Source organism: Flavobacterium sp. 103, assembly GCF_003096795.1.
Taxonomy (GTDB): domain Bacteria; phylum Bacteroidota; class Bacteroidia; order Flavobacteriales; family Flavobacteriaceae; genus Flavobacterium.
In genome coordinates this window covers 610,691-623,113 of record NZ_QENX01000001.1, presented here as the reverse complement: position 1 = coordinate 623,113, position 12,423 = coordinate 610,691, and the positions used below count along the sequence as shown (strand labels likewise).

Here is a 12,423-nt window from a genome sequence, read left to right as displayed (position 1 = left end):
ATAAATTAGTTTTTTAGGATTTCTCAATTTCCAAAATTTCTTTTTTAATTTCTACTGAATATTCATTTGGAGAAATTTTTCCGCCATATGTTTTTGCATACACTTTGGTGAATTCTGCTCCAAAGTAAAGAATTATAGACGAATAATAAACCCATATCAAAATAATTATTACTGAGCCTGCAGCTCCATAGATAGAAGCAATCGTAGAATTTCCCAAATAAAAACCAATAGCAAATTTCCCAATCATAAATAATACAGCCGTGCAAGAAGCACCGAGACAAGCATCTCTCCACTTTATTATTCCATCCGGCAATGTCCTAAAGATAATTGCAAAAAGCAAAGTGATTATACTAAAGACAATTACTGAATTAACAACATAAAACAAGTAAATCGTACTTTCTGGAAAATATAGTTTCAACCTTGTATTCACTATGTCCAATATGGTATTTACGGATAAACTAACGATCATCAAAAATCCTAATGATACAATCATCGAAAAAGACATTATCCGGTTTTGAATGAACTTTTTGAACCCTTTATTGGGCTTAGCACGCAAACCCCAAATATAATTAATAGAGCTTTGAATCTCCGCAAAGACTCCCGAAGCTCCAATCAATAACATTCCTATTCCAAATATAGTTACAAAAACATTACTTCCAGAAAGCTCAACGTTCTTTATAGCACCTTGAATCTGAATCGCTGCTTCGTTACCAACCAAAGTATTAATTTGTCCATAAAGCTGGCCAGTTACTGCTTCATCTCCAAAGAAAAAACCACAAATTGTAATTATTATAATTAATAAGGGTGGAAGAGCAAAAATGGTATAATAGGCCAAAGCAGCACTAAGTTTTATCGCGTTATCATCTATAAATTCCAAAGTTGCATTTTTGAGTAAAAACCAAGACTTAGATAATAGGTCTTTAAATAGCATAATCTGTTTATTAAAATTGCAACTAAATTAGACCATTCCCTCCTTAAAGTTTTATATGATTCACTTTAGTTTTTACATAATAATAGACATTTCTTTAGTAACAAATTACATATTCTAAATTGGTCATAAAAAAAACCTGCAAAATGACTCTTGCAGGTTCCTATTTATTTTCTTTATTCCTTACTCTTTTCTTAAAGACTATACGTTGAATCTGAAGTGCATTACGTCTCCATCTTTTACTATATATTCTTTTCCTTCCACTTTAAATTTTCCGGCTTCTTTACATTTCGCTTCTGATCCGTATTGAACGAAATCTTCATAGGCAATCACTTCGGCACGGATGAATCCTTTTTCAAAATCGGTGTGGATAACTCCTGCGGCTTGCGGCGCTGTAGCTCCAATGTTAATAGTCCAAGCACGAACTTCTTTGACACCTGCAGTGAAATACGTTTGTTGCTTTAATAATTTGTAAGCTGCGCGAATCAAAACCGATGCTCCTGGCTCACTCAATCCCATATCTTCCAAGAATACTTGACGTTCTTCGTAGCTTTCTAATTCGGTGATATCTGCTTCGGCTCCTACAGAAAGCACAATTACTTCAGCATCTTCATCTTTTACCAATTCGCGAACTTGATCTACATATTTGTTTCCTGAAACCGCTGAATTCTCATCCACATTACAAACGTATAACACTGGTTTTGCAGTAATCAATTGAAAACTTTCCATTAATACTTCCTCGTCGTTACTTTGTGGAGTTACTGTTCTTGCCGATTTTGCCTGCAAAAGTGTTTCTCTGATTCTGTCCAAAAGTGCTTTTTCAGTTTGTGCTTCTTTATTTCCGGTTTTGGCAGCACGATTGACCTTCTCTAAACGTTTTTCAACAGTCTCTAGGTCTTTTAATTGCAACTCAATGTCAATAGTTTCTTTGTCACGGATAGGATTTACATTCCCGTCAACGTGAACAATATTATCATTGTCAAAACAACGCAAAACGTGAATAATAGCATTACATTCTCTAATGTTTCCTAAAAATTGATTTCCTAAACCTTCTCCTTTACTGGCTCCTTTTACCAATCCAGCAATATCCACGATATCTACTGTTGCCATTTGAACACGCTCCGGTTTTACCAGTAATTCTAATTTTTCGATTCTTGGGTCTGGTACATTCACTACTCCAATATTAGGCTCGATTGTACAAAATGGAAAGTTGGCACTTTGCGCTTTTGCATTCGATAAACAATTGAATAATGTTGATTTTCCAACATTTGGTAACCCTACAATTCCTGCTTTCATATTATGTTTGTTTACAAATAACAGTTGTCTACTACTTGTCTTTAGTAATTCCTTTTTTAAAGTTTGCAAATATAAGGTATAAAGACATTACTCCACAAATATTCGACCTTCCTTTTCATTCTTTAGCTTATATAAAGCCTTGAAGTACTCAAATTTTTATCTAGTCTTAACTGAAAGAATCAATTTGACACCACTAAATATTTTTATGTATGATAAACTGGATTTTCCTTTTGTTTCACACATTACTTTGATTTTTCAAATCATTATTGATGCTTGGAATGCCAAGTTAAAATAAATATTGTTTAATTATATAAAAAACACTCTCTTAAATAATAATATCAAAAAAAGGAAAAATATAAAATAAACTCCTAAAATCATCAATTACTTTTTTTCTAATAGTTATCAGTTGTTGGAATTACCGTATTGATAATTATTTTCTAATTTTTAGATAAAATATAACATTTTGTATTTTTTATGTTAATATTTTGTTATATTAGCCTTAGTAATTAACCAATAACCAACCAAACTTAATTGATTATGAGAAAAATCACGCTATTATTCTTTTTGTTAAATGTCACGTTTATGATGGCTCAAAGAGAAGTTTCAGGAATCGTAAAAGACAAAACGGGCACTCCGCTTCCAGGAGTTAATGTTCAGGAAAAAGGGACGAAAAATGGAATATCAACTGATATGAATGGTAGTTACAAACTAAATGTTAATGAAGGAGCTACATTAGTTTTTAGCTATATAGGATTTACAACAGTTACAAAACCAGCTACAACAGCCATTATCAATGTTGATTTAGAGGAAGAAAGCGGTGGACAAAAACTAGAGGAAGTTGTAGTTACAGGGACTCGTACTGCTCCTCGAAGTAATACTACAAGCGCATTGCCAATTGATGTATTGTCCTCGAAAGATTTGACTGCTACGGGACAAGCGACTTTTGATAAAGCATTGCAATACAGAATTCCGTCATTTAATACTGTAAACACACCTGTAAATGATGCTACTTCATTACTGGATCCGTATGAAATAAGAAATATGGGACCTAGTAGAACATTAATCTTAATCAATGGGAAACGTAAAAATTTAAGTTCATTATTATATGTTCAAACCTCACCAGGACGAGGAGAAACAGGAGCTGATATATCAGCAATTCCAACAGATGCTATCGAAAGAGTTGAGATTTTAAGAGATGGTGCTTCTGCTCAATATGGATCTGATGCGATTGCAGGGGTAATGAACATTATCTTAAAAAAGAATCATTCTGATGGCTCACTTACTATTAGATCGGGTATTACAGGAGAGGGAGATGGTGAAATGTTAGGAGTTACTTTGAACAATGGAACTACTGTTGGAGGTAATGGTTTTCTAAATTATACTATAGATTTTTCAAAAGTAAATCAAGCTAATAGACCTGGAACTGTTGATGCAGAAGGTGATGCAGGTGATTTTGGTGCTCCTTTAGCAGAAGTGCAGTCATTCCTCGCAAGACGTCCAGATGCGGGTAATATTAATGGATCTCCTGAAACTGCTGCAGCAAAATTCTTAATTAATGGTGGAAATGATTTAAATGATATAACTCAAGTATATTATAATGCTGCTTATGTTTATAAAAAAGTAAATTCATTTGCTAACTATAGAACTCCATATTGGAGAACATTAGATCCAGCGAATCCGTACTTAAATGATTTCTTTGGAAATGGAGATGATGCGAATCCTTCATACGATGGTTATGTGCCAACATTTGAAGGTGACTTAAATGACTATAATGCTACATTAGGTTTTAAAACAACTAAAAATGGTTGGAATACTGATATGAGTATAACTACTGGCGGAAATAGTCAAACTTACTCTGTGAATAATTCTGTAAACAGATCAAATATAAAACAATCAAGTATTGATCCTGATACAGGGCTGCCAGCTGTTGATCCAATCACAGGACAGGTTATTTATACTAATAAATACCAAGAAAATTCCCCAATCTCTTTTAAGCCAGGGGGAACTTCTTTTAACCATATCGTAGGTAATATAGATATTTCAAAAACGCTTTCAGATCATATTAGTATTGGTTTTGGATCGGAGTTCAGAACTGAAACTTTTGGAGTTCAAGCAGGTGATGAAGCTTCATGGGAAGGAATAGGTGCTGATTCATTTGCAGGTAACCGTCCTGAAAATTCTGGAAAATGGAACCGCTACAACTTTGGAGCTTATGGAGATTTAGCATGGGATGTGACCAAAGATTTTTTAATTAATGGTACCGTTCGTTACGAAGATTATAGCGATTTTGGAGATGCAACTGTTTGGAAATTAAGTTCAAGATATAAATTCCTTGATGATAAAGTTACTTTAAGAGGTTCTGTATCTACTGGATTCAGAGCACCAACTTTACACCAGATTTATACTCAAAAATCACAATATTCTTTTGTTCCTGGCCAAGGAATCCAAGTAAGTGGTATTATCAATAATATTTCTCCACAAGCGCGTCAATTGAATATTCCTCAATTGGATGCTGAAAAATCAACAAATATTACTGTTGGTATTGGATCAAAACCATTTAAAAACTTCAATTTTACTCTTGATTATTACAATATCAAAGTGGAGGACAGAATCGTATTAGGGGATAAGCAAAACACTCAATTTGGATCAGTTGCTTGGTTTTCTAACTCTTTCGACACTAGAACTTCAGGATTGGATGTTGTTATGAACTATAATAATATTGGAATAGGATCTGGAAAATTAGGATTTAATTTATCGGGTAATATTACTTTCCAAAATGAAAGAATCTCACCAGTAAGAGCTGGGGACAGCTTTAGCCAAACACTGGAATCATTAATGTTTACTTCAAGACCAGAAACCAAATGGATCTTGGGAGCCAATTATGAAATTGGTAAATTTGGGTTCTCTCTTAATAACACTTACTTTGGTAAAACAACTTTCAACCAAGATGGTTTAAATGCTGATCTGAAAACAGAGTTTATTCCTAAAATCGTTACTGATTTAGGAATTACTTTCTCTGCAACTGAAAAGTTAACTTTAGCTTTTAATGTAAATAATATTTTCAATGTATTACCTGAATGGAAATTTGTAGCTGAAAATGCTGCAGGAAGCGCTATTTTAGCAGATCCAGCGCAAGTGAAAACACAATATAACCTAATTACTTTCAATGGTCGTTACTCTCAAGTTACTTATGATGGATCTCATTTCAGTCAATTAGGGACAATGCTGAATTTATCATTAAACTATAAATTCTAATTTTGATCCACAATTTACAAAAGAGCTATCTTCGGGTAGCTCTTTTTTTATTTCGTTGAATTCCTTAAATTTATACAAAACAATACTACTATCATGGCAAATAATTTATATACTGGTAAAATGGCTGCTATTTTTGATGCCATGTACCAAACCTTTATCGATTATGACGAAGAATATGAGTTTTATAATACCTTAATCCAAGAAAAAAAATGCGATTCTGTACTTGAAATTGGAAGCGGTACGGGAAATTTAGCCAAACGATTTGAGGGAAATAATCAGAATTATTTAGGCCTTGATTATAGCCAAAGTATGATTGATATTGCGCAGGAAAGAAATAAAAACAGCACTTTTATACATGGGGATATGCGTAATTTTGTGCTTGAAAATCCAGTGGATGCCATTATCATAACCGGACGATCCACAAGTTATTTGACCAACAATGAAGATGTAATAGATACTTTTGAGTCGGTCTATAAAAATTTGAATCCAAATGGTATTTTTATTTTTGATTTTATCGATGCCAATCGTTTCATTCCTTTTATAAAAGAAAACCAAACTATACTCCATGAAGCTATTTACGAAGGAATAAAATACATACGGGAGAGTCATTGGGAAACCACTCCAATGGAAAACTTCATGTTGGATTGGAGTGCGCAATATTACAAGATTGTAGATAATGAAAAAGAAATTCTGTTGGATGATTTCTCTACCGTTCGGGTTTTTACATTAAATGAAATGCAACTATTCTTGTATCTCAATAATTTCGAAATCATCAAAACAATTGACCGAAAAACATATGCTTATGATACTTATGTGATTATGGCTAAAAAGATTTTATAATTTCATTAATTATCTCCAATTCTTTGGCAGTAGGAGTTAACCCGGAAACATTCCAGTAATCTGTTAATATAGAATTCTTTATGTTGAAAAGAGTTTTGTCTTTAAAAACATCACTTTCTTTATAAGTGTAATTTTGAATATTAAAATTTGTTGTTATTAAGTTGTTGAGCACTTCTATGTTTTTGGTTTCATTACCAGTATTGATCTCGTAATTAATCTCTTCTTTTGAACTAATTAAATAATAATTTTCTCCATCAACTCTATAATTGGTTTTAAATACAGACCTAATTATATTTTTGGATCCTTTTGAAGAGTCCTCTTTAAGTCCTGCTAATGTAATAGGAGATACTTCAGTATTTATCTCAATTATTAATTTTCTATTAACGTCATAAACAATTTTAAAATCATCTAATAATTCAGTTGTACCTTCCAGTGGACTTGCCGTTATTTCGTTATACTCTTGATTTAAAGGATATACCTTTACAGTAAAGTTATATTTTTTTCTTATTTTTTCATCCAATAATGGTCTTAAAACCGTAAAAACATAATACTTTTCCATCGATACATTTAAATTGTATCCTAAGAGATCCGTACTGATTTCATCATCGACTAAGCCAAAAGAGCGATTTTGTTCCACCAATAAAACCGATTTTACTTTTTTCTGGTCTTTATATAATTGAAAATTTATGAGACCGTCATTGAAATAAGCATAATTACCGTTTAATTTAAAAAATTCTCTTGAATAAGCTTTCAATCTAGCGGGTACGTTCAGTCTTTTAATTGAATTATTGACTAATTCTTTGATTATTTCTTGAGGGTGCTGTTTTGTTACGACTATGTCATCAAGTGTATTTAGTTTACTATTTAAATAGATAACATTTTCAGGTAGATTTAAAGAAGCCCATTTTATGATTAGTGGTAAATAGGACGAGTGTGTTACTTTTATATTTGAACCTCCTTTTAATTCAAAAATGACTTTTCCTTCACTGTTTGACATTAAAACTTGTTTTGTTTTTAAAACAACAACAATAGCACCTTCTATTGGAAGGTTAGAATCTTTTTCCATTAGTATTAATGTTCTTTCATTGGTTTGTGAAAAAACAGAAAAACATAAAAAGAATTGAAGTAAAACAAGACATTTTTTCATATTTTTTAAATGCAAATAAAAAATTAGTAAAAAAATATTCTGTTTAAAAATAGGAAAAAAATCAATTAAATATCATTTTTTTTAAAGAGAAAACGATATTGTATAAAAAAACCTGTGTAAAGACACAGGTTCTATGAAATTTCAAAAGATAAGCTTTATTCGTTGTGTAAGAAAGCTTGTCTGTTTAATAAAGTTTCTTCAGATTCAACATGATTGTCATCGGGTATACAACAGTCTACTGGACATACGGCGGCACATTGTGGCTCGTCGTGAAATCCTTTACATTCTGTACATTTTCCCGGAACAATATAATATATTTCATCAGAGATTGGCGTTTGTGCCTCATCTGAATCTATTTCGGTTCCATCTGGCAAAATCACTTTACCTTTCAGTTTTGTCCCATCTTTATATCTCCAATCATCTGCTCCCTCATATATTGCTGTATTTGGGCATTCTGGTTCACAAGCCCCACAATTTATGCATTCATCGGTTATTATAATTGCCATTTTATGTTTAGTTTTAAGGTTGAAAGTTCAAAAGTTTTATGTTCCGTAACACGAAATACGAATACTGAACACAACTTTTGCCTAAAGCTTATAAAAAGCTTATTTTTGTGCAAAATTACAATCAAAACTTTTCATAAACAAACATTATGACATTAGATACAAAAAAAAGCGCATTTGTTAAATTAGGTAAATTCCTAGGACAATTTAAAGAAGGCAATTGCACGAAAGACGAAACTGTATTTGGTAATGATTTATTTTTTGAAAAATTCATCGATTTAATTCAACTTTCCCAATCGCATAACGGCTGGTATACCCCAGAGCAAGTATATTTTTCTTTGCAATCTTGGGCAGAAGCATTAACCGAAGCTAATTTGGATAAATGGCTTTCTAACTACGACTTGAGTAAGGTAGAGCCCAAAAAAGTAGCTTTGGTTTTGGCAGGTAATATTCCCTTGGTTGGATTTCATGATTTCTTATCGGTTTTGATTACTGGGCATGATGTTTTGGTAAAGACTTCTTCGAATGACCAACATCTTTTGCCATTCTTGGCTAATTATCTTATCGCTTCTGAATCTGGATTTAAAAACAAAATCACGTTTGTAGAAGGGAAATTAGAAGGTTTTGATGCCGTTATTGCTACAGGCAGTAATAATACGGCCCGTTATTTTGAATATTATTTCAAAGACAAACCTTCCATCATAAGAAAAAACAGAAACTCAGTTGCAGTTTTAAATGGCAAAGAAACCAAAGAGGAATTAACGGCTCTTGGCGAAGATATTTTTAGATATTTTGGTTTAGGATGTCGAAATGTTTCCAAACTTTTTGTTCCAAAAGGTTATTCCTTTGATTCTTTTTTTGAAGCCATTTTTGAATATCAAGATGTGATTCATTACGAGAAATATGCAAATAATTATGACTACAACAAAGCGGTTTTCCTGATGAGTAATTTCAAATTACTGGATAATGGATTCTTGACTATAAAAGAAGATTCAAGTTACGGTTCGCCAATTACAAGCGTCTTTTATGAGTACTATGAAAATCTGGATGATTTGCAAAAACGTTTGGAGGAAGAAAGTGATAAAATTCAGTGTATTGTGAGTAAAGATATTGTAAAAAACAGCATTGAATTTGGAACCACGCAAAAACCAGATTTATGGGATTATGCAGACAACGTCGATACGATATCGTTTTTGTCAATAATATAAATCTATGTTTTTGTATTATTGCGAATAATTTAACTGTTTTTCAGCCCATATTCCCGAAATTTGCATTCTGAAAAATTAAACACAAAATACAGCTCGAAATGCTCATGATTGCCAATTACAAAAGGCATTTATATTGATAATTTCTTGTAAAAGTTAATTGGAACAAATAATAAACAAACAGTAACGACAAACTATACCATGAAAAAACACAACTACAGCGCAGGACCTTGTATTTTACCACAAGAAGTTTTTGAAAAATCAGCACAGGCAATATTGAATTTTAATGATTCTGGTTTGTCACTTTTGGAAATTTCGCATCGTAGTAAGGATTTTGTTGCCGTAATGGAAGAAGCTAGAGCTTTAGTTTTGGAGCTTTTGGATTTAAAAGGGAAAGGATATCAGGCTATATTCCTTGGAGGAGGAGCAAGTCTGGAATTCCTTATGGTTCCTTATAATTTAATGAAAGAAAGTGGAAAAGCGGCTTATTTGGATACAGGGACTTGGGCTTCGGCTGCTATAAAAGAAGCTAATTTTTTTGGAGAAACAATTGTTGTGGCATCTTCAAAAGAACAAAATTATAATCATATCCCAAAAGGATACACTATACCTGCCGATGCAGATTATTTTCACTGCACGAGCAACAACACTATTTTTGGGACACAAATGAAGGAATTCCCATCAACAGACTTGCCAATTGTTTGTGACATGAGTTCTGATATTTTTTCAAGAAAATTAGATTTTACAAAGTTTGATATCATTTACGCAGGTGCACAAAAAAATATGGGACCAGCAGGAACTACTTTGGTTGTTATCAAAGAAGAAGTTCTTGGAAAAACAGGACGTGCAATACCGAGTATGCTTGATTATGCCAAACATATCAAAGCAGACAGTATGTACAATACGCCACCAGTTTTTCCGGTTTATGCATCTTTGTTGACTTTACAATGGTTGAAAAAGCTAGGAGGAATTGAGGCTATCGAAAAAATAAATGATGCTAAAGCGGCTTTGCTTTATGCAGAGATAGACAGAAATCCATTATTCAAAGGAACGGCAGCTGTTGAAGATCGTTCTAATATGAACGCAACTTTTTTATTGAACGATGAATCACATGCTGCTAAATTTGATGCGATGTGGAAAGCAGCCGGAATTTCTGGATTGCCAGGACACCGTTCAGTTGGAGGTTACAGAGCATCAATGTACAATGCACTTCCTTTGGAAAGTGTACAGGTTCTTGTTGATGTGATGAAAGCTTTAGAAAGCAAAGTTTAATCGATTAATCGTTATTTGTTTAATCGGAATAATCAATGTAACGAATCGATTTTAAAGTAATAATTTATGTTAACCATCATCTAAACGATTAAACGGTTGACCAAATAAACTCAAAATGAAAATATTAGCAAACGACGGAATTTCAAAAAGCGGTATTGTCGCTTTAGAAAAGGCTGGATTTGAAGTTATCACTACAAAAGTAGCACAAGAACAAGTGGCTAATTTTGTAAACAAAAATAATATAAGTGTCATATTGGTTCGTAGTGCCACAAAGGTTCGCAAGGATATAATTGACGCTTGTCCGGGTCTTAAAATTATTGGTCGTGGTGGTGTAGGAATGGATAATATTGACGTTGAGTATGCCAAAAGCAAGGGGATTCATGTCATAAATACCCCAGCTTCGTCATCAGAGTCCGTTGCTGAATTGGTTTTTGCCCATTTATTTACCGGTGTACGATTTTTACATGACTCGAATAGAAATATGCCTTTGGAAGGAGATACCAATTTTGATGGTCTGAAAAAAGCTTATGCAAATGGTCTTGAGTTAAGAGGAAAAACACTTGGAATTATAGGAATGGGACGTATCGGTCAAGCTACCGCAAAAATGGCTATCGGACTTGGAATGAAAGTGATTTATAGTGATACACATATTCCAAAAAAAGATATAAAAGTACCTTTTTTTGATGGGCAGTCTATTTCTATATCACTGGTTTCACAAACTCAGGAATCTTTATTTCAGGAATCTGATTTCATTTCATTGCATGTACCTGCCCAGGATACACATGTTATTGGTGAAAAAGAATTAGAAATGATGAAAGATGGTGTTGGAATTGTAAACTGTGCAAGAGGAGGTGCTATTGATGAGGTGGCACTTGTAAAAGCATTGGATAGCGGTAAGGTGTTATTCGCGGGATTGGATGTTTATGAGAGTGAACCAAATCCCGAAATTATTATTTTAATGAATCCGAAAATTTCTTTAACTCCTCATATAGGAGCCGCTACCAAAGAAGCACAAGATAGAATTGGTACTGAACTAGCACATCAAATTATTAGTTTGTTAAGTAAATCATTAGTTAGCTAAAACAATCGTTTGATATTGAATTGTATAGTGGTAATTTGTTAACTTCAATTAATAAATTACCGCTTTTTTTGATTAAATTTGATATCTAATTTTAATCAAAAACCTATGTTTGAGCAATTAACACAATTAGTGCAACAATTTGGACAGGAAGCAGTTGTGAATAACAATGCGATTCCAAATGAACATAATGAAGCGGTAATGAGTGAAGCAGGAAATTCCATATTTTCTAGTTTACAAAAAATGGCTTCCGAAGGAGGAATCGAGAAACTTGCTGGACTACTCCAAGGGAATAATGCTCAAGATCCTTCGAACCCAGCTGTTCAACAAATTACGCAACAACTTACAGGAAGTTTGGGAGAGAAATTTGGTTTAAATAGCAATGATGCTGCTGGAGTGGCCAGTAGTATGATTCCTCAAATACTAGGAGGATTAGTTAATAAAGCCAATGACCCGAATGACAGTTTTCAAATAACGGATTTAATTGGGGCTATTTCTGGAGGTGGCGCTCAAACATCTGGAATAATGGATGCCATTTCAAAATATGGAACTCAATTTGGTTTGGACCAAAATGCCGATGGAAAACTGGATATGAATGATGCTATTGCAGTGACCAAAAGTAGTGGTGGTATTGGTGGCTTTTTAGGAAAACTTTTTGGGAAATAAATGAAATCTTGATTAATATTAAAAAAGACATTTACAAAGTCGTAAATGTCTTTTTTTGTATCAGAATATTTCGATTCAAAAAGTAAAAAATGGTGTTGATTTTTTTTGAAAAAGATATACTTTAAAGTTTGTTTTAATTGTAAAGAACAGTAAATCAGTGTAAAAATCCTTAACTTTGTGTAGCTCTACAGTTCATATTTCATTACAAATTAATTATAACTTATTCTTAGAAT

Annotated in this window: 10 protein-coding genes; 6 read left to right on the top strand and 4 right to left on the bottom strand. The window is 32.9% G+C overall.

Annotated elements, in window-relative coordinates; all coding sequences use genetic code 11:
* Positions 1 to 13: 13 nt before the first annotated feature.
* Both C8C85_RS02520 and ychF read right to left on the bottom strand, forming a co-directional pair.
* Positions 14 to 931 (bottom strand): YihY/virulence factor BrkB family protein, encoded by a 918-nt coding sequence (locus C8C85_RS02520; RefSeq protein ID WP_116795670.1) that lies wholly within the window; start codon positions 929 to 931, stop codon positions 14 to 16.
* 198 nt (positions 932 to 1,129) lie between these two features.
* Positions 1,130 to 2,224 carry a redox-regulated ATPase YchF gene (gene ychF / locus C8C85_RS02515; RefSeq protein ID WP_111409214.1) on the bottom strand — a complete coding sequence of 365 codons (1,095 nt, stop codon included), beginning with the start codon at positions 2,222 to 2,224 and terminating at the stop codon, positions 1,130 to 1,132.
* Between the two features lie 537 nt (positions 2,225 to 2,761).
* On the opposite strand from ychF, the gene C8C85_RS02510 reads away from it, so the two are divergent.
* On the top strand, positions 2,762 to 5,479 hold the full coding sequence (locus C8C85_RS02510; RefSeq protein WP_116795669.1) for a TonB-dependent receptor: 2,718 nt from the start codon (positions 2,762 to 2,764) through the stop codon (positions 5,477 to 5,479).
* Between the two features lie 93 nt (positions 5,480 to 5,572).
* On the top strand, positions 5,573 to 6,319 hold the full coding sequence (locus tag C8C85_RS02505; protein ID WP_116795668.1) for a class I SAM-dependent DNA methyltransferase: 747 nt from the start codon (positions 5,573 to 5,575) through the stop codon (positions 6,317 to 6,319).
* Here the strand turns inward: C8C85_RS02505 and C8C85_RS02500 are convergent.
* Together C8C85_RS02500 and C8C85_RS02495 are read right to left on the bottom strand one after the other, a co-directional pair.
* Positions 6,303 to 7,385 (bottom strand): hypothetical protein, encoded by a 1,083-nt coding sequence (locus C8C85_RS02500; protein ID WP_116795667.1) that lies wholly within the window; start codon positions 7,383 to 7,385, stop codon positions 6,303 to 6,305. The two genes, C8C85_RS02505 and C8C85_RS02500, sit on opposite strands and share 17 nt — an antisense overlap.
* Before the next feature lie 236 nt (positions 7,386 to 7,621).
* The gene (locus C8C85_RS02495) at positions 7,622 to 7,972 is read right to left on the bottom strand and encodes a 4Fe-4S dicluster domain-containing protein (protein WP_077371707.1); all 351 of its coding nucleotides are present in this window, start codon (positions 7,970 to 7,972) and stop codon (positions 7,622 to 7,624) included.
* A 146-nt stretch (positions 7,973 to 8,118) separates the two neighbouring features.
* On the opposite strand from C8C85_RS02495, the gene C8C85_RS02490 reads away from it, so the two are divergent.
* The 4 genes from C8C85_RS02490 to C8C85_RS02475 all read left to right on the top strand — a co-directional run bounded on the left by C8C85_RS02490 (position 8,119) and on the right by C8C85_RS02475 (position 12,190).
* Complete coding sequence (locus tag C8C85_RS02490) at positions 8,119 to 9,177, top strand: acyl-CoA reductase (protein WP_116795666.1); 1,059 nt, start codon at positions 8,119 to 8,121, stop codon at positions 9,175 to 9,177.
* A gap of 198 nt (positions 9,178 to 9,375) precedes the next feature.
* Positions 9,376 to 10,446: a 3-phosphoserine/phosphohydroxythreonine transaminase gene (serC, locus tag C8C85_RS02485; protein ID WP_116795665.1), complete on the top strand. Its 1,071-nt coding sequence runs from the start codon at positions 9,376 to 9,378 to the stop codon at positions 10,444 to 10,446.
* A 115-nt stretch (positions 10,447 to 10,561) separates the two neighbouring features.
* Positions 10,562 to 11,527: a D-2-hydroxyacid dehydrogenase gene (locus C8C85_RS02480; RefSeq protein WP_116795664.1), complete on the top strand. Its 966-nt coding sequence runs from the start codon at positions 10,562 to 10,564 to the stop codon at positions 11,525 to 11,527.
* Between the two features lie 105 nt (positions 11,528 to 11,632).
* Positions 11,633 to 12,190 (top strand): DUF937 domain-containing protein, encoded by a 558-nt coding sequence (locus C8C85_RS02475; RefSeq protein WP_116795663.1) that lies wholly within the window; start codon positions 11,633 to 11,635, stop codon positions 12,188 to 12,190.
* Positions 12,191 to 12,423: the final 233 nt, after the last annotated feature.

Coding starts and splice junctions, on each gene's coding strand:
- C8C85_RS02520 (WP_116795670.1), bottom strand. CDS start 931: ATGCTATTTAAAGACCTATTATCTAAGTCTTGGTTTTTACTCAAAAAT.
- ychF (WP_111409214.1), bottom strand. CDS start 2,224: ATGAAAGCAGGAATTGTAGGGTTACCAAATGTTGGAAAATCAACATTA.
- C8C85_RS02510 (WP_116795669.1), top strand. CDS start 2,762: ATGAGAAAAATCACGCTATTATTCTTTTTGTTAAATGTCACGTTTATG.
- C8C85_RS02505 (WP_116795668.1), top strand. CDS start 5,573: ATGGCAAATAATTTATATACTGGTAAAATGGCTGCTATTTTTGATGCC.
- C8C85_RS02500 (WP_116795667.1), bottom strand. CDS start 7,385: ATGGAAAAAGATTCTAACCTTCCAATAGAAGGTGCTATTGTTGTTGTT.
- C8C85_RS02495 (WP_077371707.1), bottom strand. CDS start 7,972: ATGGCAATTATAATAACCGATGAATGCATAAATTGTGGGGCTTGTGAA.
- C8C85_RS02490 (WP_116795666.1), top strand. CDS start 8,119: ATGACATTAGATACAAAAAAAAGCGCATTTGTTAAATTAGGTAAATTC.
- serC (WP_116795665.1), top strand. CDS start 9,376: ATGAAAAAACACAACTACAGCGCAGGACCTTGTATTTTACCACAAGAA.
- C8C85_RS02480 (WP_116795664.1), top strand. CDS start 10,562: ATGAAAATATTAGCAAACGACGGAATTTCAAAAAGCGGTATTGTCGCT.
- C8C85_RS02475 (WP_116795663.1), top strand. CDS start 11,633: ATGTTTGAGCAATTAACACAATTAGTGCAACAATTTGGACAGGAAGCA.